Raw genomic sequence first — 24658 nt, 5'->3', positions numbered from 1 at the left:
CCGTCGTTTTTGGAGAGAGCCATGCTGAAACGACTTATCACTTTATCCCTGTTTGCAACCCCGGTGCTGGCCGATACGCCTGTGCTGACGGTCTATGCCTCCAGTTCCTTTGCGTCGGAATGGGGGCCGGGGCCTGCGATTGAAACCGCGTTCGAGGCGGTTTGCGGCTGCGACCTGCAATATCGCAACACCGATCTGATCCCCAGCCTGATGCTGGAAGGCGCGAATACCGAGGCCGATGTGGTCATCGGCATTTCCACCGATGAAACCTTGCGCGCGCGCGAAACCGGGCTGTTCGGCCCGCATAATCAGGACCTTTCCACTTTGTCTTTGCCGGTGGATTGGACGGATGAAACCTTCTTGCCCTTCAACTATGGCGATACGGCGTTCATCTATGACAACACCAAACTGGCCACCCCGCCGCATGATTTCGAATCGCTGGCAGCACTGCCCGAGGACGTGAAAATCGTGATTCAGGACCCGCGCTCATCCGGGGCGGGGCTGGCCTTGGTGCTCTGGGTCAAGTCGGTTTACGGCGATCAGGCCGAGGATTACTGGCGCCGCCTTGCCCCCCGCATCCTGACCGTGACCAAAGGCTGGTCCGAGGCCTATGGGTTGTTTACGCGGGGTGAGGCGGATCTGGTGATGTCCTATATCACCTCGCCCGCCTATCACCTGATCGTCGAGAAGGATGACACCAAGGTCGCGGCGATCTTTGACGAAGGCCATTATTTCACCGCCGAAGTGGTGGGCCAGATTGCCGGCACCGACCAGCCCGAACTGGCGCAGGCCTTCATGGATTTCATCCTGTCCGAGACATTTCAGGAGATGATCCCGCGTGTGAATTTCGGCTTTCCAGTCAAGCTGGACCCAAAGCTGATGCCGCCGGAATTTGACAAGCTGAACCTGCCGCCGAAATCGCTGTTCTATTCCGAGTCCGATGTGGCCGCCTTGCGCGATACCGCTGTCGCCGAATGGCAGCGCGCGCTCAGCCAATAACCCAAGCGGGCCGCCGCTGTGCGGCCCCACCCCCGCAGAATTGGAGATGATGATGAACCGCCTTTTTCCCGCCGCCGCCCTTGCCCTGCTGACAACCGCCGCGCAGGCGCAGACCCCGGTGCTGAACGTGCTGACCTATGACAGCTTTACCTCGGAATGGGGCCCCGGCCCCGCGATTGAAACCGCGTTCGAGGCGGTTTGCGCCTGTGATCTGGTGTTTTCTGCCGTGGGCGATGGGGCGGAGCTTCTGGCGCGCGTGCAGCTTGAAGGGGCCAAGTCCGAGGCTTCGGTGGTCTTGGGGCTGGATACCAACCTGACCGCGCAGGCCGCAGCTACGGGGCTGTTTGCACCGCATGGGCAGACGGGTGGCAATGACCTGCCGGTGCCCTTCGATGATCCGATCTTCCTGCCCTATGACTGGGGCTATTTCGCCTTTGTCTATGACAACACCAAACTGGCCACGCCGCCCACCAGCTTTGAGGCGCTGGCCGCGTCAGACCTGAAGATCGTGATTCAAGACCCGCGCTCCTCTACCCCCGGCCTTGGGCTTTTGCTGTGGGTCAAGGCGGCATATGGCGACCGCGCGCCCGAGATTTGGGCCGCTTTGGCCGATAATATCCTCACCGTGACCCCCGGCTGGTCCGAGGCCTATGGCATGTTCACAGCCGGTGAGGCGGATATGGTGCTGTCCTACACCACCTCGCCCGCCTATCACCTGATCGCCGAGGAGGATGCAGGCAAATCCGCCGCTGCCTTTGACGAAGGGCATTACATGCAGGTCGAAGTGGCGGGCAAGCTGGCCGCCGCGCCGCAGCCGGAATTGGCCGATCAATTCCTTGCCTTCATGGCAACCGATGCCTTCCAATCGGTGATCCCGACGACGAACTGGATGTATCCGGCGCATATGCCGGAGGCAGGCTTGCCCGAAGGGTTTGCGCAGATGATCACCCCGGCCAAGGCCCTGTTGCTCAGCGCGGATGAGGCGCAGGCCGCGCGCAAAAACGCGCTGGACGAATGGCTGACCGCGCTCTCTCGCTAAGCGCGGCAGGGCTGGCGGCGGCGCTGTTTGCGCTGCTGCTGGCCCCGCTGGTGGCTTTGGGCCTGTCGTTTGACGGGCTGACCCTTGGCGCGGCCGAGGCTGCGGCGCTGCGCTTTACGCTGTGGCAGGCCATGTTGTCGGCGCTGATCTCGGTGGGGCTGGCGGTGCCGGTGGCGCGGGCCTTGGCGCGGCGGCGGTTCCGGGGGCGGGGGGTGTTGATCTCCACCCTTGGTGCGCCGTTCATTCTGCCGGTGATCGTGGCGGTGCTGGGGCTTTTGGCGGTGTTCGGGCGCGCAGGTTGGGTGAATAGCAGCCTTGGCGCGCTGGGCCTGCCGGAATTCACGATTTACGGGTTGCAAGGCGTGGTGTTGGCGCATGTGTTTTTCAACATGCCGCTGGCGGTGCGGATGGTGTTACAAGGCTGGCAAGCCATCCCGGCAGAGCGGTTCCGCCTTGCGCAAAGCCTTGGGTTTTCGCCCGCCGATACGCTTCGGCATCTGGAATGGCCGATGCTGCGGGCGGTGTTGCCGGGTGCCGCGCTGGTGATCTTTGTGATCTGCCTGACCAGCTTTGCCGTGGCTTTGACCCTTGGGGGCGGGCCGCGCGCCACGACGATTGAGCTGGCGATCTATCAGGCGCTGCGCTTTGATTTTGATCTGCCCACGGCGGCACGGCTGGCGCTGTTGCAATTTGCGCTGTGCGCGGCGGCCTATCTGCTGGCCACGCGGCTGACGCTGCCGTCCAGCTTTGGCGCGGGGCAGGGGCGGGCAGGGGGGCCGCCTGCACCGGGCGGCTGGCGGCGCGGCGTGGATGCTGTGGCCATTGCGCTGGCTGGCTTGTTCATCGCCTTGCCCTTGTTGGCGGTGGTGCTGGCGGGGCTGCCCGGTCTTGGCGATTTGCCGGTGCAGGTCTGGCAGGCGGCGGGGCGGTCCTTGGCGGTGGCGGGGGCGTCTACGGCGCTGTGCATTTCGGCGGCTTTGCTGCTGGCGCTGGCGGCGGCGCGGGGGCGGGGCTGGCCTGCTTTGGCGGCCACCTTGCCGCTGGCGGCCTCCAGCCTTGTGCTGGGCACGGGATTGTTCTTGCTGCTACAACCCTATGTGCGCCCGTCCAGCCTTGCGCTGCCCGTGACAGTCGTGATCAACGCGGCGCTGGCGCTGCCCTTTGCCTTTCGCATTCTGGCACCAGAGGCGCGCAGCCTTTACAGTGATTACAATCGGCTCAGCCGCTCGCTTGGGATGACGCCATGGGCGCGGGCGCGTTGGGTGGTTTTGCCCCGGCTGTCCCGGCCCTTGGGTTTTGCGGCCGGGCTTGTGGCGGCGCTGTCGATGGGCGACCTTGGGGTGATCGCGCTGTTCGCAGGCGAGGCCGAGGCAACCTTGCCGCTGCTGGTGCAACGTCTGATGGGGGCCTACCGGATGGAAACCGCCGCCAGTGCCGCGCTGTTGCTCGTTGCACTTTCCTTTGCCCTGTTCTGGGCCTTTGACCAATGGGGCCGCCGCCATGCTGCAATTTGACACCCTGACACTGGCGCAAGGCGCGTTCCGGCTGACGGCGGATTGGCAGGCGCAGAAAGGCGCGCGGATCGCGCTGATCGGCCCGTCAGGGGCCGGGAAATCGACGCTGCTGGCCGCGATTGGTGGCTTTTTACGCCCCACACAGGGCCGGATTCTGTGGGATGGCCAAGACCTGACGCCGCAAGACCCCGGCGCGCGCCCGGTCACCACGCTGTTTCAGGATCAGAACCTGTTCCCGCATCTGACCATCGCGCAAAACCTTGGCCTTGGCGTTTCGCCCAGCTTGCGGCTGACACCCGCCGACCACGCGCGGATTGAGGCGGCGTTGGAGCAGACCGGGCTGTCAGGCTTTGGCCCGCGCAAACCCGCAGCCCTTTCGGGCGGGCAGCAAAGCCGAGCTGCCCTTGCGCGGGCCCTGTTGCGCGACAAGCCCTTGTTGCTGCTGGATGAGCCCTTCGCCGCCCTCGGCCCCGCGCTGAAGGGTGAGATGTTGGGCCTTGTCACCGCGCTGGCGGATCGCACCGGGGCCACGGTGCTGATGGTGACGCATGACCCGCAAGATGCGCTGCGCTTTGCCCCTCTGACCTGCCTTGTCGCGAATGGCGTGGCCCATCCGCCGCAGCCGACCGCCGCGCTGCTGGACAACCCGCCCCCCGCGCTTGCGGCCTATCTGGGCTAGGCGCGCTTAGCGCAGCCGCAAACCACGCTCGCTGTCTTCAAAGAACATGGCTTTATCGGCCTCAAAGGACAGGCCGACCTGATCGCCCAGCTTCAACCGCGTATCGTCATGCGCCTCGATCACCAGCTTTTCGCCATTGCCAGCGGTCAGGTGAATATAGGTCACGCCGCCCAAGGCTTCGGTCATTTCAACCCGGTGGGTGGCGCCTTCGGTCACGCGCAGGTGCTGCGGGCGCAGGCCCACCACCACCTTTGCCCCGGCACCGGGCAAGGCCGCATCGGTCGCGACCGACCCGACCAAGCCTTCGGACAGCACCAGCCCGGCCTTTTCCACCACACCTGCCACAAAGTTCATCGCAGGCGACCCGATAAACCCCGCGACAAAGCGGTTGTCGGGGTTGTGATACAAGTCCAGCGGGGCGCCGACTTGTTCGATAACCCCTTTGCGCAGCACGACGATCTTGTCGGCCAGCGTCATCGCCTCGACCTGATCATGCGTCACATAGATCATCGTGGCGCCGATTTCGCGGTGCAGGCGGGCAATCTCTACCCGCATTTCGACGCGCAATTCGGCATCGAGGTTGGACAGCGGTTCGTCAAACAAGAACACCTCTGGCCCGCGCACAATCGCCCGGCCAATGGCCACGCGTTGCCGCTGCCCACCTGACAGGGCCTTGGGCTTGCGCGTCAGGTAGTCATCCAGCTTCAGGATGCGGCTTGCCTCGGCCACTTTCGTGTCAATCTCGGCCTTGGGGTGGCCGGTCATCTTCAGGCCAAAGCCCATGTTTTCGGCCACCGTCATATGCGGATAAAGCGCATAGGTCTGGAACACCATCGCCACGCCACGATCGGCGGGGTCGGCATCGGTCACGTCACGGTCGCCGATGGCGATCTTGCCGCCGCTGGTCTTTTCCAACCCGGCGATCATGCGCAGCAAGGTGGATTTGCCGCAGCCCGACGGCCCGACAAAGACGCAGAATTCGCCATCCTCTACCTTCAGATCGACCCCGTGGATCACCTGAATATCGCCGAACTTCTTTGTCACGGCCTGCAAATTTACGCCTGTCATGGCGGTCCCCTCCCTGTTTATTGTTCTGGAAAGCGCCAGTCGCGCGCTTCCATGGCGATGTTGTTTGCCACCGCCAGCAGTTGCGGGGCGAGTGTTTCCAGTTCTGTCAGGTTTGTGCGCAGCAAGGTGGACGTTACCGAGATTGCCCCGATGGGCCGCCCCCGGTCTGTCAGAATCGGCGCTGCGACGCAGATGATGTTGGGTTCATGCTCTTCGCGGTCAAAGGCATAACCGCGCGCACGAATCGCCTCCAGCTCGGCGCAAAGCTGATCGCGGTTGACATAGGTATGCGGGGTGAATTGGTAAAAGCTTTGGCGGTTCAGGGCCTGTTCCAGCGCCTCCGGCGGCAGAAAAGCCATCATCGCCTTGCCGACCCCGGTGCAATAGGCCGGCCCCACTTTGCCCGCCGAGGAGAACATCTCGACCGGTTGGGCCGCGTTGCGCTTGTCGACATACAGCACCTGGCCCTGATCGAGTTGCGCAAGATGGATGGTTTCGCCCAGCTTTGCCGACAGCGCATCAAGATGCGGGCGCGCCAAGGGGGCAAGGCTGGATTGCGCCCAGGCGGTATGGGCCAGCCGCACCAGCCGCATCCCCAAAGCATAGGTTTGCCGCTCGGCGTCATAACTGAGCAGGTTCTGATGCGTCAGGGTTTGCAGGAAACGGTAAAGCGTGGCTTTGGGGAAGGGCGATTGCGTCAGCAGTTCGGTAAAGCGCACAGGCGCGCCGTGGTTGGCCACCATATCCAGCACATCCAGCGCTTTACCCACCGTCCCATCGCCGCTTGCGGCCCCGTCTGTAATCGCCTTCGTCACAGCCCCTCCCCTTCAACGCGTTGTTGACAGGTTAGCCTAATCTCGGCATACTTTCAATATTCAAAACCTAGTTTCAAATAATGAAACCTAAGTATGGATCTAAGGGAGGAACCTAAATGACCCATCTGAAAACGGGCGCAGTTGCGTTCGCGGCGGCCTTGCTGATGTCTGGCTCGGCCTTCGCGCAGCAGCGTATGCTGAACTATAATGCCGATTTTGACCCGACGCCGCTGGCCGCCTTTCAGGCCCTGATCGCGGATTTCGAGGCCGAGAACCCGGATATCAAGGTCAATCTGAACAACTTTGACCACGAAGGTTACAAGACCGCGATTCGCAACTTCCTGACGGCTGACAGCCCGGATCTTGCCAACTGGTATGCCGGCAACCGCATGGCCCCCTTTGTCACTTCGGGCCAGTTCATGGATGTCTCGGATGTGTGGGAGGCCAACGGCCTTGGTGACCAACTCGCCTCGGCCAAGGCGTCGATGACCATCGACGGCAAGCAATGGGGCGTGCCCTATACCTATTACCAGTGGGGCATTTACTACAACAAAGACGCTTACAAAGCGGCTGGTGTTGAAGTGCCGACCACTTGGGACGGGTTCGTGGAAAACTGCGCCAAGTTCAAAGAGGCGGGCATTGATTGCCTGACCACGGGGTCCAAGGCGCTGTGGCCCGCTGCCGGGATTTTCGATTATCTGAACATGCGCACCAACGGGTATGAGTTCCACATGGACCTGACCGCGGGCAAAGTGGCGTGGACGGATGACAAGGTGAAGGCGACCTTTGCCGAATGGGCAAAAGTGCAGCCCTTCATCACCGAAAACCATGCCGCGATTGATTGGCAGGATGCCGCAGCGCTGCTGGTGCAGGGCAAGGCTGCCAACTATGTGATGGGCAACTTTGCCGTGGCAACCTTCAAGGAAGGTGGCATGACCAATGACAACCTTGGTTTCATGGTCTTCCCGGAAATCACCCCCGGCCTGCCGCGCGCCGAAGAAGCACCGACAGACACGATCCACATTCCGGCAGGTGCCAAGAATGTGGATGATGCCAAGAAGTTCCTCGCTTTCGTGGCGCGTGCCGATGTGCAGACCAAGCTGAACGCTGCCTTGGGGCAACTGCCCACCAACAAGGACAGCTCTGTTGATGCGGCTGATCCGTTCATCTCGGCCGGGTTTGAATCCTTGTCCTCGGCCTATGCTCTGGCACAGTTCTTTGACCGTGACGCCCCGGCGGAAATGGCCAAGATGGGGATGGAAGGCTTCCAGGAATTCATGGTGAAGCCGGATCGTCTGGATGCCATTCTGGACCGTCTCGAAAAAGCACGCGGCAAGATCTATCAGTAAATAACGATAGGCCCCGCGTGCAAATGCGGGGCCTTTTCACCTGTTCTGACCGCACGGAGGGGGGCGATCATGTCCAGCTATTGGAAACGAAACCAACTGCGGCTTGCGCCATGGCTGTTTCTGGCCCCCGGCGCGATCATGTTTCTGGTTTACGTCATCATCCCGATCTTTCAGTCGCTTTCCATTTCGTTCTACGATTGGGATGGCTTGGGCGAGGCGGTCTATATCGGCACCGACAACTATGTCGAACTGATGGATGATGAAGCCTTTTACACCTCGCTCAAGAATAACCTGATCTGGCTGGTTCTTTACATGCTGGCCGTGCCTGCCGGGTTGATGATTGCGATCTTCCTCAATCAAACCGTGCGCGGGATTCGTATCTATAAATCGCTGTTCTTCTTTCCCTTCGTGATTTCGCAGGTCGTGGTGGGCCTGATGTTTTCATGGTTCTATGCGCCCAATTTCGGGCTGCTGTATAAGCTGATCGAACTGGTTACGGGCAACGGCATCGCCATCCTCGCGGATGAGGATTATGTGACTTATGGCATCATCGCCGCGGGGCTGTGGCCGCAGATTGCCTATGTGATGATCCTCTATATCACCGGGCTGAACAACATCGCCCCCGATCAGGTAGAGGCGGCGCGGCTGGATGGCGCGAAAGGCTGGAAAATGCTGTGGCATGTGATCTTGCCGCAATTGCGCCCGGCCACGTTCATCGCCGTGGTCGTCACGGTGATCGGCGCGCTGCGCAGCTTTGACCTTGTGTCGATCATGACCGATGGCGGGCCCTACGGGTCGTCCCGCGTGTTGTCTTTCTACATGTATGAACAGGCGCTGTCGGAATACGGCTTCCGCATGGGCTATGGCGCGGCGATTGCCGTGGTGCTGTTCGCGATCATGATGGTTTTCATTTCGGGCTTCATCTGGAAGATGTGGCGCGACGAGACGGAGCGCTGACCCATGTTTCCACGCCCGATAGAACAAACCCGCCCCACAACGCAGTGGCTGTATACGCTGGCCCTGCCCATCGCGCTGATCCTGTGGCTGTTGCCGCTGATCGGTGTGGCTGTCACTTCGGTGCGGCCCGCGTCCGACTTGGCGCAGGGCAATTATTTCGGGATGCCCAGCTATATCGCCTTTGAAAACTATATCTCGGTGTTCCGTGACAGCGATCTGGGCAGCTATATGGTCAACTCGCTGAAGGTGACCATTCCCACGGTGATCGGGGCGGTGGCGCTGTCTTGCATGACGGGCTTTGCGCTGGGGATTTACAAGTTCAAATCAAACCTGCTGGTGTTCTTTCTGTTCGTCGCGGGCAACTTTGTGCCGTTCCAGATCCTGATGGTTCCGGTGCGTGACCTGACGCTGGACCTTGGCATGTATAATTCATGGACCGGGCTTGCGATGTTCCACATCGCTTTTCAAACCGGGTTCTGCACCTTGTTCATGCGCAATTTCATCAAGGCCCTGCCCTTTGAATTGATCGAGGCGGCGCGGGTCGAAGGTGTGTCGGAAATCCGCATCTTCTGGTATATCGTGCTGCCTCTGATGAAGCCCGCCATCGCGGCGCTGTCGGTGTTGATCTTCACCTTCATCTGGAACGACTTTTTCTGGGCCACGGTGCTGACCACAACCAAGGAAACCCAGCCGATCACGGCGGGCCTGTCCTCGCTTAACGGGCAATGGGTGGCGGCGTGGCATCTGGTTTCGGCGGGGTCTATACTGGCGGCGCTGCCCCCGGTGTTGATGTTCTTTCTGATGCAAAAGCATTTCATTGCGGGCCTGACACTCGGAGCGGTGAAGTGATACAAGAATGGCGGCTGGATGACGGCCAGCAAACTTTGGTGCTGGCGGCCCGGCGTGGGCGTTTGCCGGAATGTGTGTATTGGGGTGCGGCCCTGCCTGCGCGCGAAGACCTTGGCACGCTGCTGGCCGCGCATGGTATTGATGTCACGGGCGGGATGCTGGATGAAAACCCGGACCTGTCGCTTTGCCCCGAAGCGGTGCGCAGCTTTCCCGGCCAGCCCGGCCTGATCCTGCGCGATACCGACAGCACGCCCTTGCTGCCAAAGTTCTGCTTTGCCGAGGCGCGCGAGGAAGACCACGCGCTTTATCTGACCTACCGCGATGATGACGCGCGGCTTGGCCTGACCTTTGGTTTCGTGGCCGACCCGGAAACCCATGTCATCACCTGTGACACCACGCTGACCGCCGATCGCCCGGTGCATCTGCATTGGCTTGCCGCCCCGGTGCTGCCCGCGCCGCAATTGTCGGATGAGATGATTGATGTCTCGGGGCGCTGGTGCGGTGAATTTCAGCTTGCGCGCACGCCATGGTCTGCGGGCATGCGTTACCGCGAAAACCGCACGGGCCGCACCGGGCATGAGCATTTTCCCGGCCTGATCATTCCCACGCGCGGCACCACCAATTGCAGCGGAGAGGCCTATGCCTTTCACTACGGCTGGTCCGGCGGTCACCGCATGTTGGCGGAGGAATTGCCAGATGGCCGCCGCCAGGTGCAGTTCGGGCATGCGGCCCGGATGGAAACCGCGCCCGGCACCGAATTTCGCACCGCACCGCTGTATATCACCTATTCCAATGCGGGCCTGAACGGTTGCGCGGTGGCGTTTCAGCGCCATACCCGCGACCGGATCGTGCAGATGCCACGGCCCGACCGCCCGCGCCCCGTGCATTACAACTGCTGGGAGGCGGTGTATTTCGACCACAAGCTGCCGGTGCTGCAAGATATTGCCACCCGCGCGGCGGCTTTGGGGGCCGAGCGTTTCGTGCTGGATGACGGCTGGTTCGGCACCCGCGACGATGACACGCGATCCTTGTCCGACTGGACGGTGGACCCGCGCAAATACCCCGACGGGCTGACCCCGCTGATCGACCATGTGCATAGTCTGGGCATGAGCTTCGGCCTGTGGTTCGAACCGGAAATGATCAACCCCGACAGCGATATCCACCGCGCCCACCCCGATTGGGCGCTGGGCAGCGAAGATCAGACCCTTGGCCGCCAGCAAAAGGCGCTGAACATGGCGCTGCCCGAGGTGCGCGATTTTCTTTATGACCGGATGTCGGCGATCCTGTCGGCCCATGCCATCGACTATATCAAATGGGATCATAACCGCGTGTTGCCGATGCCGGATGCCGCACAGACCCGTGGGTCTTATGCGCTGATCGACCGCTTGCGCGCCGATTTCCCGCTGGTAGAGATTGAAAGCTGTGCCTCGGGTGGCGGGCGGATTGATCTGGGCATCTTGCGGCGCACGCATCGGGTTTGGCTGTCGGACAGTAACGATGCGCTGGAACGCTTGCGTATTCAGCATGATGCGGCGCTGTTCTTGCCCGCCAGTGTGACGGGCAGCCATGTCGGCCCGCGCCATTGCCATACCTCTGGCCGGGTGATTGATATTTCCATGCGCGCATGGGTCGCCGCCCAACGTCACATGGGCTTTGAGATGGACCCCCGCGAATTGACCGACCATGAAGCGGCGGTGCTGACCGAGGTGACAGGCTGGTGGAAGGCCAATCGCGGCTGGATGATGCGCGCCGATATCCTGCGGCTCGATAGCGCCGATCCGGCGGTGATTGCCGAACAGCAATTGGCACGGGATGGCAGCCGCTTTGTCACCTTTGCGGGCAAGGCCGCGACCTCGGCGCAGATTGCCCCGCGCCCCTTGCGCCTGACCGGGCTGGACCCGGCAGCGACCTACCGCGTCGATCTGATCAACCGCGCCACAGCGCCCAACCTGTCCCGCGGGAAGCCCGCGTTGAAACAAGGGCCGCTGGTGCTGTCGGGGGCGTATCTTATGGGCCATGGCGTCACGCTGCCGTGGCATTTCCCCGAAACCATGTGGGTGCTGGAAGGCACCCGCCTGTAACCGCAAACGGAGCCTGCCATGACCGCAACCTATACCGACCTTTCCGGCACGTCCGTTTTCATCACCGGGGGCGGCTCTGGCATTGGCGCGGCCCTGACCGAAGGCTTCTTGCGCCAAGGGGCAAAGGTGGCCTTTGTGCAGCGGTCCGATGCCAGCGCCTTTGTCGAGGAGATGGCGCAGGCCACGGGCAGCCGCCCGCTGTTCATCCCATGTGACATCACCGATATCCCGGCGCTGCAAGCGGCCATCGCGCAGGCCGCAGCGGCGCATGGCCCCATCACCACGCTGGTCAACAATGCCGCCAATGACAAACGCCACAGCACCGCCGAAGTGACCGAGGATTTCTATACTTGGATGATGGATATCAACCTCAAGGCCTATTTCTTCACCGCGCAGGCCGTGGTGGCGGGGATGAAAGCAGCAGGCGGTGGGTCGATCATCAACTTTTCGTCGATCAGTTACATGATGGGGAACGCGGGCTATCCGCTGTATACGGCGGCCAACTCCGCGATCAACGGGATGTCGCGCAGCCTTGCGCGGGAATTCGGGCCAGACCGTATCCGCGTCAATGCTTTGGCCCCCGGTTGGGTGCTGACGCAAAAGCAAAAAGACCTCTGGGTCACGCCCGAAGGCCTTGCCGCGCATCTGGATCGCCAATGCCTGAAGGATGCGCTGGAACCTGCGGATATCGTGGGCGGCGTGTTGTTCCTTGCCTCCTCCGCGTCGAAAATGATGACCGGGCAGGCGCTGGTGATTGACGGCGGCGTAGTGGTGACGGGATGAGCCAGCCCGCGCACCCTTTGCCCCAAGCGCCCGCATGGATTGCGGTGGATTGGGGCACGACCCATCTGCGCGCCACGGCCATGGGCGGCGCTGGCCCCTTGGCACAGGCGGGTAGTGCCGATGGCATGGGCAGCCTGAAACCCGACCAGTTTGAGGCGGCGCTGCTGGCGCTGATCGGTCCGTGGCTGACAGCCCCCGTCACCCCGGTCATCGCCTGCGGCATGGTCGGCTCGCGTCAAGGCTGGGCCGAGGCGAAATATCGCGCGGTGCCTTGCACGCCTGTTGCCGCCGATGCGCTGACCCGCGTGGCCACAAAAGACAGCCGCATCACGGTGCATATCGCGCCGGGGCTGCGCCAAGACAGCCCCGCCGATGTGATGCGCGGCGAGGAAACCCAGATCGCGGGCGCGCTGGCCCTGCACCCGGAATTTGACGGCGTGTTCTGCTTGCCCGGCACCCATTCGAAATGGGTCCATGTCAGCGCGGGTGAGGTGGTCAGTTTTCAAACCTTCATGACCGGAGAGTTGTTTGCCCTGCTGTCCACGCAATCGGTGCTGCGCCATTCCATCGCGGCGGAGGGGTTCGACGATGCCGCGTTTGATACCGCTGTGTCGGATGCCCTGTCGCGCCCCGAACGGATTGCCGCGCGCCTGTTCACCCTGCGCGCCCAAAGCCTGCTGACAGATGCTGCGCCCATCGTGGCCCGCAGCCGTTTGTCGGGCCTTTTGATCGGGATCGAACTGGCCGCCGCCAAACCCTATTGGTTGGGCCAACCCGTGACCTTGATCGGGGCCGAAACCCTGTGCGACCATTATGCCCGTGCCTTGCGCGCCCAAGGGCTTGCCCCCTCCACCCTGACGGCGGCGGATTGCACGCTGGCTGGCCTGTCCAAACTGAAAGGTGCGCTATGACCCGCCCTCTGATCGCGATTCTGCGCGGCATCACCCCTGCCGAGGCGCTGCCCATCACCAAGGCCCTGATCGACGCCGGGCTGACCTCGATCGAGGTGCCGCTGAACTCTCCGGACCCGTTCGCCTCTATCGCGGCCATGGCGCAGGCGTTTGGCGACCGCGCACTGATCGGGGCGGGCACGGTGCTGACGGTGGAACAGGTGGCGCAAGTGGCTGCGGCGGGGGGCAAGCTGGTGGTGTCGCCCAATACCGACCCGGCTGTGATCCGGGCCACCATCGCCGCCGGAATGCAAAGCTGGCCCGGCGCGCTGACGCCGACGGAATGTTTTGCCGCGCTGGCGGCAGGGGCGACCGGGCTCAAGATTTTCCCGGCCTCTATCATCGGGCCTTCGGGGGTGAAGGCGATGCGCGCGGTTCTGCCGCCGCAAACCAAGGTGTATGCCGTGGGCGGGGCGGGCCTGTCCAACCTTGCGCAATGGCGCGATGCGGGTGTGAACGGCTTTGGCATCGGCTCTGCGCTTTATACGCCCGGCATGTCGGTGGCCGAAGTGTCCACCCGCGCCCGCGCGCTGGTGGCGGCATGGGATGCGCTGGGATGACGGTCTTTGACGGACGCCAATGCGCCTTGGGCGAAGGGGCCTTGTGGCACCCGCTGCGCAAGCAATTGTTTTGGTTTGATATTCTGGGAAAGCGCCTGATGTCCCTGTCCGATGCAGGCCCCGAGGAATGGCATTTCGACGAAATGGTTTCGGCGGCGGGATGGGTGGATCACGATACGCTGTTGATCGCCTCGGAAACCGCGCTGTCCACGTTCAATCTGTCCAGCACCGCCTGCGAAACCGTCGCGCTGCTAGAGGCTGACAACCGCGTCACCCGCTCCAACGATGGCCGCGCCGACCCGATGGGCGGCTTTTGGATCGGCACGATGGGCAAGGCGGCAGAGGCGGGTGCCGGGGCGATTTACCGTCTGCACAAAGGCGAACTGCGGCAGCTTTTCCCCAATATCACCATCCCCAACGCGATCTGCTTTGCCCCGGATGGCCGCGCCGCCTATTTCACCGATACCACGACCCGGATCGTCAACCGTGTGGCGCTGGATTCCGAAGGCTGGCCCGATGCCGTGCCCGAAGTGTTCCTTGATCTGCGCGACGCGGGGCTGAACCCGGATGGCGCGGTGACGGATGCCGCCGGCAATCTGTGGCTGGCGCTTTGGGGGGCGTCTTGCGTGGCGGTCTTTGCCCCCGATGGCAGCAAGCTGGGCCACCACCCGCTGCCCGCGCCCCATATCACTTGCCCCGCCTTTGCGGGCAGCACGCTTTACGTCACTTCGGCCACGCAAGACATGGATGCCGCAGCACTGGCGCAATTCCCGCAGGCGGGCCAGACCTTTGCGCTGCAAGGCGTGGGGCAGGGCCGCGATGAACCACAGGTCAGACTATGAAACGCACGCTTGGCACCTGTTATTACCCCGAACATTGGCCCGAGGCGCAATGGGCCGAGGATGCCGCCCGCATGGCCGAGATTGGCCTGACATGGGTGCGCATCGGTGAATTTGCATGGAGCCGGATGGAACCCACCCCCGGCCAGTATGACTGGGGCTGGTTGGACCGCGCGATTGACACCCTGACCGGGCAGGGGCTGAAAGTGGTGCTGGGCACGCCCACCGCCACGCCGCCGCGCTGGATGCTGGACCGTCACCCCGACATGCTGGCGCTGGATGCGCAGGGCCGCCCGCGGGGCTTTGGCTCGCGCAGGCATTATTGCTTCAGCCATGCAGGTTATCGCGCCGAATCTGCCCGGATCACCACGGAACTGGCCAAGCGCTATGGCCAGAAGGTGGCCGCGTGGCAAACCGACAATGAATATGGCTGCCATGACACGACGGTCAGCTATTCCGATGCCGCGCGGGACGCGTTTCGCGATTGGCTGGCGCAGAAATACCAATCCCCCGATGCGCTGAACCGGGCCTGGGGCAATGTGTTCTGGTCGATGGAATATCACGACTTTGCCGAGGTTGGCCTGCCCAACCTGACCGTGACCGAGGCGAACCCCGCGCATGTGATGGATTTCCGCCGCTTTTCATCCGATCAGGTCGCGCGCTTCAACCGCGTTCAGACAGAGATCATCCGCCGCCACTCGCCCGCGCCGATATCGCATAACTATATGGGCGCGGTGGTGGATTTTGACCATTTCGCGACCGGGGCCGATCTGGATATCGCCACATGGGACAGCTACCCGCTGGGCTTTTTGTCAGACCGGATCGCGGCCAGCGCCGACCATAAACGCGCCTTTGCCCGCCAAGGCGACCCGGATTTTCAGGCCTTCCACCATGACCTTTATCGCGCTGTCGGGCGGGGGCGTTGGTGGATCATGGAACAACAACCCGGCCCGGTGAATTGGGCCCCCTACAACCCCGACCCCGCACCCGGTATGGCCCGGCTTTGGGCGTGGGAGGCGTTTGCCCATGGGGCCGAGGCGGTGTGCTATTTCCGCTGGCGTCAGGCGCCCTTTGCACAGGAACAGATGCACGCAGGTATGCTGCGCCCCGATAGTGAACCCGCGCCCGCCTATCACGCCGCTGCCGAAGTTGCGCGCGAGTTGGCCGCCATGCCAGAGGTGGAAACCACCGCCGCCCCGGTCGCGCTGATCTTTGATTATGGCAGCGCCTGGGCTTGGGCCACGCAGCCGCAGGGCCGTGGCTTTGACTATTTCAACATCGCCTTTTCCTTTTACAAAGGGCTGCGCAAGCTGGGCCTGTCGGTGGATATCCTGCCGCCCGAGACTGCCGATCTGTCGGCCTATAAGCTGGTTTTGGCCCCGGCCATCGCCACGCTGCCGCCAGCCCTTCTGGCCGCCCTTGCCGCGCATCAGGGTGCGTCCCTGATTGGCCCGCGCAGCAATGCCAAGACGGCGGAGTTCAGTATCCCGACCCCTTTGCCGCCGAACCTGCCGGGCTTGGCGGCGGTGGTGTCGCGGGTGGAAACCTTGCCCCCCGATCTGCCTGTGCCGCTGGCGCGCGGGGGGGCTTTCACGCTGTGGCGCGAAAAGCTGGAAGGCGCGGCGCAGGTGGTCGAGGAAACCGCCGATGGCTGGCCCGCCTTGGTTGCCGCAGGCGGGTTGCACTATCTGGCAGGCTTGCCGGATGAGGCGGCATTGGCGCGGATATTGACCGCGCTGTGCGACAGCCAAGGGATAGAGGCCACGCCGCTGCCCGAAGGCCTGCGCTGCCGCCAATCCGGGCCGCATCGGTTCTGGTTCAACTATGGGGCCGAGCCCGCCGATTTTGCCGGGCGGACCCTGCCACCGGCCGGGGTTGCGTGGGACTGATCCATCACGGGTTGTGTTTGCACCCGACACAATTCAACGATTGACCCGCTGCACCCCGCCGCGCAAAGGTTCCGGGCTGACTTCCCGGAGCTTTGCCATGACCAAATCTGCCCTGTTCACCCCCGTTCTGATTGCCGGTTGTGCGATCTTGCTGGTGAATTTCGCCATCCGGGCCAGTTTCGGGGTGTTTCAGATTCCGATTGCGACGGAATTTGGCTGGTTGCGCGCCGATTTTTCCATGGCGATTGCGATTCAGAACCTTGCTTGGGGCGTGGGCCAGCCGATCTTTGGCGCTTTGGCCGAACGCTTTGGCGACCGCCGCGCGATCATCGCGGGGGCGCTGCTTTATGCGTTGGGGCTGGTGCTGTCGTCGATGGCGGTGACGCCGGGGCAGCACTGGTTGCTGGAAATCCTTGTGGGCTTTGGCATCGCGGGCACGGGCTTTGGTGTCATTCTGGCGATTGTGGGCCGGGCCACATCGGATGAAAACCGCAGCCTGTCGCTGGGGATTGCCACGGCTGCGGGGTCTGCGGGGCAGGTGTTTGGTGCCCCTACGGCCGAGTTTTTGCTGCAAAGCTATAGCTGGCAGACGGTGTTTCTGATCTTTGCGGTGCTGATCCTGTGCGTGCTGTTCGCACTGCCGTTTTTGCGCGCGCCGATCACGGCAAGCAAGGTAGAGTTGCAGGAAAGTCTTGGCACAGTGCTGACCCGCGCCTTTCGCGACCCCAGCTATATCATGATCTTCGTGGGATTCTTTTCCTGCGGTTATCAGCTTGGCTTTATCACCGCGCATTTCCCCGCCTTTGTAACCGAGATGTGCGGCCCGATAGACCCTTCGGGCTATCTGGCGGGGATCGGGATTTCCAGCACCTCGATCCTTGGCGCGGTGGCGATTTCGGTGATCGGCATCGCCAATATCGCCGGAGCGATTTATGCAGGCTGGCTGGGCAAACGCTATTCCAAGAAATACCTGCTGGCGGCGATTTACGCGGGTCGCACGATTGCGGCGGCAACGTTCATTCTGTTGCCGATGACGCCTGCGACTGTGCTGATCTTTTCGCTTGTGATGGGCTCTTTGTGGCTGGCGACGGTGCCGCTGACCTCGGGCCTTGTCGCGCATCTTTACGGGCTGCGCTATATGGGCACGCTTTACGGGTTTGTGTTTTTCAGCCATCAGCTTGGGTCGTTCCTTGGGGTCTGGCTGGGTGGCAAAATGTATGACCTGACGGGCGATTATACGCTGGTCTGGTGGATTGGCGTGGGGGTGGGCGCGTTTTCCGCGCTGGTGCATTTGCCGATCAGGGAAAAACGGGTGAATTTGGCGGTGGCGTGAGGGGGGAGCCGCCCATGGGGGCATCGAACCCCCATGTGCGGCGCTGTCGCGGCCCGGCCTTTGATCGGTGGGGCGTGGTGGCCGCGGTATCAGGTATTTAAGCCAAGATGAAATGGGAGTGGGGATGAAGGCGGGAATTTTCAGTCTGGTTCTGGCCTATGTGCTGAGCCAGTTCTACCGGGCCTTTCTGGCTGTGATGAGCCCGGTTCTGATGGCGAATCTCGGTATCTCTGCCGGGGATCTGGCAGATGCCTCGGGGCTGTGGTTTCTGACCTTTGCGGCGATGCAAATTCCGGTTGGGGTGGCGCTGGACCGGGTAGGGCCGCGCCTGACCTCGGCGGTTTTGTTTGCTTTGGGCGGGGCTGGTGGGGCGGTGTTGTTTGCGCTGGCGGGCAGCGCGTTGGAGGTGAAGCTGGCCATGGCTCTGATCGGGGTTGGGTGTTCGCCTGTGTTGATGGCCAATTACTACATTTTCGCGCGGGAGTTTTCGCCTGCGGTTTTTGGCACTTTGGCGGGTGTGGTGATTGGCATCGGCTCTTTGGGCAATATCGCCAGTTCGTTGCCGTTGGCCTATGCGGTGGAGCTGTTGGGCTGGCGTGGAACCTTGTGGGGCTTGGCCGCGATCAGCCTTTTGGTGGCGCTTGGGATTGCCATTCTGGTCCGCGATCCGGTGCGGTTGACGGTGGGGCCGCGCGGGTCGGTTCTGGATGTGTTCCGCATCCGGGCCTTGTGGTTGATCTTGCCGATCATGGCGGTGAATTACCTGCCTGCGGGCGCGCTGCGGGGGCTGTGGGTGGGCCCCTATATGGCCGATATTTATGGGCTGGACGCGGGCGGTATCGGGCGGGTGACGCTGGCGATGGGGGTGGCGATGGTTTTGGGAAACCTTGCCTATGGCCCGCTGGACCGGGTGTTGGGCACGCGGAAATGGTTGATTTTTGGCGGCAACGCGATCGTTGCGGTGGCTTTGCTGGTGCTTTGGGCGGCCCCCGGGCAGGGCATGGGTTTTGCCGCGCTTTTGCTGGCCGGGATCGGGTTTTTCGGCGCGTCCTTTCCCATGGTCATGGCGCATGGCCGGGCGTTTTTTCCGGCGCATCTGGTGGGGCGCGGGGTGACGGTGATGAACCTGTTTGGTATCGGGGCGACCGGTTTGGCGCAGGTTTATACCGGGCATCTGAAGGCCGCCGCTGTCAGTGTGGAGGCAGGCTATGTCGCGATTTTCGGGTTCTTTGCGCTGGCGATGGTTCTGGGGTTGGTGATCTATCTGTTTGCCGAGGATCGTGTGGATTAGAGCCGCAGAATCGCGCGCGATTCATTTGGTAAGGCTTTGATTTAAAGGCGTGTCGTGGTTTTTGTTAACTGATTTTTAATGCGGGTGGGGGTGGGTGTTCGCGTCATTCCGGGGGCAGTGTCGAGGTGAACCCCGACCTACGGGCGTTTTAAGATGGGCAGGGCCATCTTCTGCAACACTGACGCAAACGCAGAGCATTTATGACTCAATCCGGACCTCGATTACGGTCTTTGCAATGGCAAGTATGCGGACGGAGCGGACTTTGACCTAAGAAGTTCTTGATACAGCATTCTGCCAAACGCGACACCAAGAAGGGGCGGATTGAAAATTGACTCCTTACAGCCCAGAACTAGCGCTGAAACTACCAGTCCGGAGAAGGCAACTCGATGTCAAAAACGGTGAGACTTTATTACTTTACCAACGATCAATGGGGGAAAGAAAACGTCGAAAAACGCCGGTTGAAACTGTCCTTCCCTAGTCTTGTTAACGACGTATTCGAACTCCGGCCATTTGATTTTGGCGAAGGCGAACAGGGGCGGTTGCGCCGTCTGGCTTGGAACAAGGCGATAGAAACACACTCCATGACGCAAGGGTTTATTTCGTTCGCAAAGAGTTGGTCTGTGCCGACAATGTGGGGGCACTATGCAAACAACCATAAAGGTATTTGTCTCGGGTTTGATATTCCCATTCTTCGCGATGATGACGCTGCATTTGCTGAAAGAATCGAATATGTTGATCAGCTGCACCCGATGAATGAGCGCGTCTTTACCGATGCCGCGTACAACGCGAGCATGGTCGAAATCGCTCGCAAGACCAAGAGTAGCCATTGGTCTTATGAGCAAGAGTGGCGCTGCTGGTTTTCGCTTTCCGGCGAAGAAAAGAAGATGAAGCAAACGAAACTGGGCGAACTATTCTTCGCTAATTTCGACACAAATCTTGTTCTTAGAGAAGTCATATTCGGCGTTAATTCGATCCATACCTCCGAAACCTTCAGGACACTTCTTCGCCCTGAGGACAATGTTAAATTTACCACAGCCCGCCCATCGTTTCGCCGATTTGAGATGGTCCCACAACTACATTCAAGCCTGAAAAAATAGTTGAACTCTTTGAAGTTCCTGTTTTCGGCACAACTGAGGTTTGTCGTTTGCCAAGGGCCGCTTCCTTCGCATCGCCGCTGCTCGCACAAACCGCAGCATCGGAAACTCAGGGCGCAAACCCGCCATTCGCTGCACATTGCCTGATGTTCGGCTTCGGCCTGTCCCAGCCATTTGCCCTGCACAGGTTTCAGCCACCCTGCACATTGCGCCAAAATGGGCACTGTTTCCGGCCCTCGGCGCAGGCCCCCTTCCCCCTGCCGCGCCTTTGCGTTATGGCGCGCTGACCGCATAAATGGAGGCCATGATGGGCTATAGAGTCGCTGTCGTTGGGGCCACGGGGAACGTGGGCCGCGAAATGCTGAATATCCTCGCTGAGCGCGAGTTTCCGGTGGATGAGATTGTGGCGCTGGCGTCGCGCAAATCCATGGGGACAGAGATCAGCTTTGGTGACCAGACCCTGAAATGCAAAGACCTCGACACCTTTGACTTCACCGGCTGGGATATTGCGCTGTTTGCTGTCGGCTCGGAGGCGACGAAGGTTTATGCGCCCAAGGCCGCAAGCCAGGGCTGCGTTGTCATCGATAACTCCAGCCTTTACCGCTATGACGCCGATGTGCCGTTGATCGTGCCGGAAGTGAATGCCGATGCGGTTTACGGCTATACCAAGCGCAATATCATCGCGAACCCCAACTGCTCCACCGCGCAGATGGTTGTGGCGCTGAAGCCCTTGCATGACCGCGCCAAGATCAAGCGCGTGGTGGTGAGCACCTATCAATCCGTGTCGGGTGCCGGCAAGGAAGGCATTGATGAGCTGTGGGATCAGACCAAGAGCATCTACAACCCGACCGACAACCAGCCGCCCAAGAAGTTCACCAAGCAGATCGCGTTCAACGTGATTCCGCATATTGATGTGTTCCTTGACGATGGCTCCACCAAAGAAGAGTGGAAGATGGTCGCGGAAACCAAGAAGATCCTCGACAAGAACATCAAGGTCACGGCGACCTGTGTGCGCGTGCCGGTGTTTGTGGGCCATTCGGAATCCATCAATATCGAGTTTGAGGAGTTTCTGGACGAGCATGAGGCCCGCGATATTCTGCGCGAGGCGCCGGGGATCATGGTTGTCGACAAGCGCGAGAACGGTGGCTATGTGACGCCGGTGGAATGTGTGGGCGATTACGCAACCTTCATCAGCCGCATCCGTCAGGACAGCACGATTGATAACGGCATCAGCCTGTGGTGCGTGTCGGACAACCTGCGCAAGGGTGCTGCATTGAACGCGGTGCAGATCGCCGAAGTGCTGGGCCAACGCTGCTTGAAGAAGGGGTGATCTGCGACCCCGGCCAGAGGCCGGGGGCAAAACGGTCCAGTGGACCGTTTTGAGCAGATCACGCGCGGAGCCACCGCACCGCGCCGGATAAAATGCGCTGCTTTTTCCTGATATGTCCCAACGCCTCGCCCCTGATCCGGGCGGGGCGTTTTCATTCGGGCTGTTTCCCGCCACCCGGCGCTGCGATGGCTTGCGCGCTTTGCAAGGGGCGCTAAGCTGGGCGTGTATTCCAGATCAGGGTGTTTTCATGCGTCGTGTCATTTGTCTGTTTTCACTGCTTCTTGCCGCGCCGTTGCAGGCCGAAACCTTGCAGGCCGGCAGCAAGATCACGGCGGTCACGGTTTACCCCGAGGGGGCGATGCTGACGCGGCGGGTGGAATTTGACGCACCTGCCGGGCTGCATGATTTGCTGATCACCGATTTGCCGCAATATACCGACCCGCAAACCCTGCGGCTGACGGCGGCAGCGGCGGTGCAGATCGGGGCCTATGCCTTGCGGACAGACCGTCTGCCGCCCCGGCCTGACCTTGCGCCCTCGGCCGAATATACCGCTGCCAAAACGGCGTTGGAGGCGGCGCAGGATGCTGAAACCACGGCGCAACTGGCGCTGGATGCGGTGACTGCGCGGATCGAGGCGGCGCAGGCGCAGATCGCCTATCTGGGCCGTCTGGGGGCCAGTGATGCCAAGGCCGACACCGAGATGCTGCAAGCCACCGCCCGCATGATCGGGGCCGAGGTGCTGGCCGCCTCGCAAACCGCGATTGCCGCGCGGGCGGACCTGCCTGCCGCACAACGGGCGCTGCGCGATGCGCAAGAGGCGCGGGCCAAGGCAGAGGCCGCGTTGCAGGCGCTGACCGCCCCGCGCGACGATTATGCCGCCTTGTCCTTGGCGATTTCGGTGGAAACGCCGGGCCCTGCCACGATTGAGATCAACCAGTTCATGCCTGCCGCCACTTGGTCGCCGCTTTATGACATTGCGCTGACGCGGCAGACCGGAAAACTCGTGCTGGACCGGTCGCTGCTGGTGTCGCAATCCACCGGCGAGGATTGGGAGGGGGTGGCGCTGACGCTATCCACCGCGCAGCCCGGCAATCTGGCCTCTCCGTCAGAGTTGTGGCCGCAATTGCACCGGATCGACGACCCGCAAAGCTTTGAGACAGAGCGCAGTCTGGAAGCAGGCGCGCTGGCCCCGGTGGCAGCGGAACCGATGGTCGTCAGCGATGCCTTTGCCAAGACCACGGTGGCATTTCAGGGCGATACGGTGACTTATACCTATCCGCAGCCCGTCGATATTGCCGATGGGGTGACGAACCTGCGGTTGAGCTTGGATCAGTTGGTCTTTGACGCTGATGCGCGGGCGCGGGCGATCCCTCGGGCCGATGCGACCGCGTTTCTGATGGCGGAATTCCGCAATAGCAGCGGCCAGATATTGCTGCCCGGCCCCGCGTTTCTGACGCGCGACGGGGCCTTCATCGGTGGCACGATGCTGGAGCCGCTGGCCCCCGAGGCGGTAGCAACGCTTGGCTTTGGTGCGATTGAAGGTTTGCGGCTGAAGCGCACATTGCCCAGCCGGGCCGAAGGCGACCGGGGGGTGTTCACCAAATCCAACCAGATTGTCGAGGAAGCCCGCCTGAGCATCGAGAACCTGACAGCCGAGGATTGGCCGGTGCGGGTGATGGATACCATCCCCTATTCCGAGCAGGAGGATTTGCAGATCACCTTTACCGCGACCCCGCCTGTCAGCGAACAGGATGTCGATGGGCGGCGCGGCGTGCTGGCATGGGATCTGACGGTTCCGGCGCAATCGACGCAGGTGATCTCGCTGACCACGCAGGAAAGCTGGCCCGAGGGTAAGGTGCTGAACGGCGGGCGGTATTAACGCGGTTTGGGTCTGGGGGCATTGGCTGCCCCCGGTTTGCCCCCCAGCAGACTACAGCATATCACAGCCGTATCAGACGCTGACAAACGCCTTTTGCTGGGCGTCGTATTGTTCCAGCCCGCCTTCGCCCACATCGGTCCAAAGCCCGTGCAGGGTCAACCTGTCATCCTCCACCGCGGATTTGACGAAAGGAAAGGTCATCAGGTTTTCAAGGCTGACAAGCACCGCTTCCTTTTCCAGCGCACGGGCGCGCAGGCTTTCATCAACATGGGCAACGCGTTCATAGCCGGGGCGCAGAATATCCATCCAGCGGCCCACAAAGCTGGATTCCTCCAGCAGTTCCGGCGCATGGCCCGAGCACATGTCATGGCAGCCCTTGACGCCGCCGCAGTTGGAATGGCCCAGCACCACGATATGCGCCACGCCAAGCGCCTGAACCGCATATTCGATGGTGGCAGAGGTGCCGTGGTTCTTGCCATCCGGCGTATAGGGCGGCACCAGATTGGCGATATTGCGGTGAATGAAAAACTCGCCCTCATCCGCGCCAAAGATCGAGGTGACATGCACGCGGCTGTCGCAGCAGGAAATCACCATCGCGCGCGGGTGCTGGCCGGATTCCGCCAAACGGCGATACCAGGCCTTGTTCTCGGCATAGGCCGTTGCCTTCCAGCCGTGATAGCGCTGAATAAGGTAAGAGGGCAGCAGTTTGGCGTGGTTCATCGGGCACTCCTGTTCTTCTCTCCCCTCTCTTATGCGGGGCTTTACGAAAATTCGAGGGGTTTCCTGTTCTGATCGCAACCTTTTCTTCAGCACCAGCGCGGAAACTGGCCTTGGGTGTGAATGGAGGCATGGGTGTTATGACCGCGACGATATTGAATTTTCGACCCAAGGACAGGATTTGCCAGGATGCAGAACCGATTGCCTTGATTTACCGGTCCATGGGCACCGCTGCGGCGGAAGAAGTGGTGACGCGCGCGCTGGGCGAATTGGCGCTGACGATGTCGGGGCTTGCCGATCAGGTGCGCGGCAAGGAAACCGCCAATCTGGCGCGGCAGTTACGGCGGCTGGAACGCATGGCGGAACAGTTGGGCCTTGTCAGCCTTGGCCGCGTGGCCTGTGACGTGCGCGCCTGTCTGGAAGGCGGCGACCTGACGGCTTTTTCCGCCGTCTGGGCGCGGTTGATCCGGGTGGCCGAAAGCTCGCTTGCGACGGACAGGGCCACATTGGATCAGCAGCGCTGATGCTGGGTCTTGCCAAGGCGGTTGCGGGGGGAACGGCGAAAGGCAACGGGTGCAAAGATTTCTTTGTCTGGCCCTGATTTAGGCTTTAAGGCGCGGCGAAAAACACCGTAGGCTTGGCA

The 24658-nt window shown here is 61.7% G+C and carries 22 protein-coding genes; 19 read left to right on the top strand and 3 right to left on the bottom strand.

The features are described from left to right. The first annotated feature begins 21 nt into the window (after nucleotides 1-21). The 4 genes from EGN72_RS18215 to EGN72_RS18200 are packed head-to-tail and all read left to right on the top strand — an operon-like array spanning nucleotide 22 to nucleotide 4231. Nucleotides 22-999 carry a thiamine ABC transporter substrate binding subunit gene (locus EGN72_RS18215; protein WP_127050220.1) on the top strand — a complete coding sequence of 326 codons (978 nt, stop codon included), beginning with the start codon at nucleotides 22-24 and terminating at the stop codon, nucleotides 997-999. A gap of 52 nt (nucleotides 1000-1051) precedes the next feature. Continuing rightward, nucleotides 1052-2038, top strand: coding sequence for a thiamine ABC transporter substrate binding subunit (gene thiB / locus EGN72_RS18210; RefSeq protein WP_127050218.1), 987 nt, complete (start codon nucleotides 1052-1054; stop codon nucleotides 2036-2038). Next, nucleotides 2014-3552, top strand: coding sequence for a thiamine/thiamine pyrophosphate ABC transporter permease ThiP (locus EGN72_RS18205; RefSeq protein WP_127050216.1), 1539 nt, complete (start codon nucleotides 2014-2016; stop codon nucleotides 3550-3552). The genes thiB and EGN72_RS18205 overlap by 25 nt, the downstream gene beginning before the upstream one ends. Beyond that, a complete protein-coding gene (locus tag EGN72_RS18200; protein WP_127050214.1) occupies nucleotides 3539-4231 on the top strand; it encodes an ATP-binding cassette domain-containing protein in 693 nt (230 codons plus the stop codon). Before EGN72_RS18205 ends, EGN72_RS18200 begins: the two co-directional genes overlap by 14 nt. A 6-nt stretch (nucleotides 4232-4237) precedes the next feature. Here EGN72_RS18200 and EGN72_RS18195 read toward each other — a convergent pair whose 3' ends face one another. After that, complete coding sequence (locus EGN72_RS18195; RefSeq protein WP_127050212.1) at nucleotides 4238-5299, bottom strand: ABC transporter ATP-binding protein; 1062 nt, start codon at nucleotides 5297-5299, stop codon at nucleotides 4238-4240. Nucleotides 5300-5316: 17 nt separating this feature from the next. Next, nucleotides 5317-6114 carry an IclR family transcriptional regulator gene (locus EGN72_RS18190; RefSeq protein WP_255417441.1) on the bottom strand — a complete coding sequence of 266 codons (798 nt, stop codon included), beginning with the start codon at nucleotides 6112-6114 and terminating at the stop codon, nucleotides 5317-5319. A 116-nt stretch (nucleotides 6115-6230) separates the two neighbouring features. Here EGN72_RS18190 and EGN72_RS18185 point away from each other — a divergent pair, with 116 nt between their 5' ends. From EGN72_RS18185 to EGN72_RS18120, 14 genes are all read left to right on the top strand, one after another. Then, nucleotides 6231-7463: an ABC transporter substrate-binding protein gene (locus EGN72_RS18185; RefSeq protein ID WP_127050210.1), complete on the top strand. Its 1233-nt coding sequence runs from the start codon at nucleotides 6231-6233 to the stop codon at nucleotides 7461-7463. Between the two features lie 69 nt (nucleotides 7464-7532). Then, a complete protein-coding gene (locus EGN72_RS18180; protein WP_199743777.1) occupies nucleotides 7533-8420 on the top strand; it encodes a carbohydrate ABC transporter permease in 888 nt (295 codons plus the stop codon). 3 nt (nucleotides 8421-8423) lie between these two features. After that, nucleotides 8424-9269 (top strand): carbohydrate ABC transporter permease, encoded by an 846-nt coding sequence (locus EGN72_RS18175; protein ID WP_127050208.1) that lies wholly within the window; start codon nucleotides 8424-8426, stop codon nucleotides 9267-9269. Next, nucleotides 9266-11350: an alpha-galactosidase gene (locus EGN72_RS18170; RefSeq protein WP_127050206.1), complete on the top strand. Its 2085-nt coding sequence runs from the start codon at nucleotides 9266-9268 to the stop codon at nucleotides 11348-11350. Before EGN72_RS18175 ends, EGN72_RS18170 begins: the two co-directional genes overlap by 4 nt. Nucleotides 11351-11368: 18 nt before the next feature. Further along, nucleotides 11369-12133 (top strand): SDR family NAD(P)-dependent oxidoreductase, encoded by a 765-nt coding sequence (locus EGN72_RS18165; RefSeq protein ID WP_127050204.1) that lies wholly within the window; start codon nucleotides 11369-11371, stop codon nucleotides 12131-12133. After that, nucleotides 12130-13044 (top strand): 2-dehydro-3-deoxygalactonokinase, encoded by a 915-nt coding sequence (locus tag EGN72_RS18160; RefSeq protein ID WP_127050202.1) that lies wholly within the window; start codon nucleotides 12130-12132, stop codon nucleotides 13042-13044. The genes EGN72_RS18165 and EGN72_RS18160 overlap by 4 nt, the downstream gene beginning before the upstream one ends. Beyond that, nucleotides 13041-13643 (top strand): 2-dehydro-3-deoxy-6-phosphogalactonate aldolase, encoded by a 603-nt coding sequence (locus EGN72_RS18155; RefSeq protein WP_127050200.1) that lies wholly within the window; start codon nucleotides 13041-13043, stop codon nucleotides 13641-13643. The genes EGN72_RS18160 and EGN72_RS18155 overlap by 4 nt, the downstream gene beginning before the upstream one ends. After that, nucleotides 13640-14485, top strand: a complete 846-nt coding sequence (locus tag EGN72_RS18150) for an SMP-30/gluconolactonase/LRE family protein (RefSeq protein ID WP_127050198.1) — start codon at nucleotides 13640-13642, stop codon at nucleotides 14483-14485. Before EGN72_RS18155 ends, EGN72_RS18150 begins: the two co-directional genes overlap by 4 nt. Next, a complete protein-coding gene (locus EGN72_RS18145) occupies nucleotides 14482-16371 on the top strand; it encodes a beta-galactosidase (protein ID WP_127050196.1) in 1890 nt (629 codons plus the stop codon). Before EGN72_RS18150 ends, EGN72_RS18145 begins: the two co-directional genes overlap by 4 nt. A 97-nt stretch (nucleotides 16372-16468) precedes the next feature. Continuing rightward, nucleotides 16469-17704, top strand: coding sequence for an MFS transporter (locus EGN72_RS18140; RefSeq protein ID WP_127050194.1), 1236 nt, complete (start codon nucleotides 16469-16471; stop codon nucleotides 17702-17704). Nucleotides 17705-17828: 124 nt separating this feature from the next. Continuing rightward, nucleotides 17829-18995, top strand: a complete 1167-nt coding sequence (locus tag EGN72_RS18135; RefSeq protein ID WP_127050192.1) for an MFS transporter — start codon at nucleotides 17829-17831, stop codon at nucleotides 18993-18995. Nucleotides 18996-19381: 386 nt separating this feature from the next. Continuing rightward, nucleotides 19382-20092 (top strand): DUF2971 domain-containing protein, encoded by a 711-nt coding sequence (locus EGN72_RS18130; RefSeq protein ID WP_127050190.1) that lies wholly within the window; start codon nucleotides 19382-19384, stop codon nucleotides 20090-20092. Between the two features lie 304 nt (nucleotides 20093-20396). Then, nucleotides 20397-21419, top strand: coding sequence for an aspartate-semialdehyde dehydrogenase (locus EGN72_RS18125; RefSeq protein ID WP_127050188.1), 1023 nt, complete (start codon nucleotides 20397-20399; stop codon nucleotides 21417-21419). A gap of 112 nt (nucleotides 21420-21531) precedes the next feature. Beyond that, nucleotides 21532-23298: a DUF4139 domain-containing protein gene (locus EGN72_RS18120; protein ID WP_127050186.1), complete on the top strand. Its 1767-nt coding sequence runs from the start codon at nucleotides 21532-21534 to the stop codon at nucleotides 23296-23298. A 72-nt stretch (nucleotides 23299-23370) separates the two neighbouring features. On the opposite strand, the gene EGN72_RS18115 is transcribed toward EGN72_RS18120, so the two are convergent. Beyond that, nucleotides 23371-24018 carry a carbonic anhydrase gene (locus tag EGN72_RS18115; protein ID WP_127050184.1) on the bottom strand — a complete coding sequence of 216 codons (648 nt, stop codon included), beginning with the start codon at nucleotides 24016-24018 and terminating at the stop codon, nucleotides 23371-23373. A gap of 137 nt (nucleotides 24019-24155) precedes the next feature. On the opposite strand from EGN72_RS18115, the gene EGN72_RS18110 reads away from it, so the two are divergent. Further along, nucleotides 24156-24539, top strand: a complete 384-nt coding sequence (locus EGN72_RS18110; protein ID WP_127050182.1) for a hypothetical protein — start codon at nucleotides 24156-24158, stop codon at nucleotides 24537-24539. Nucleotides 24540-24658: the final 119 nt, after the last annotated feature.

This window comes from Pseudorhodobacter sp. E13, assembly GCF_003991405.1.
In the GTDB taxonomy this organism is placed as follows: domain Bacteria; phylum Pseudomonadota; class Alphaproteobacteria; order Rhodobacterales; family Rhodobacteraceae; genus Pseudorhodobacter.
This window is presented reverse-complemented; position numbering and strand designations above follow the sequence as displayed.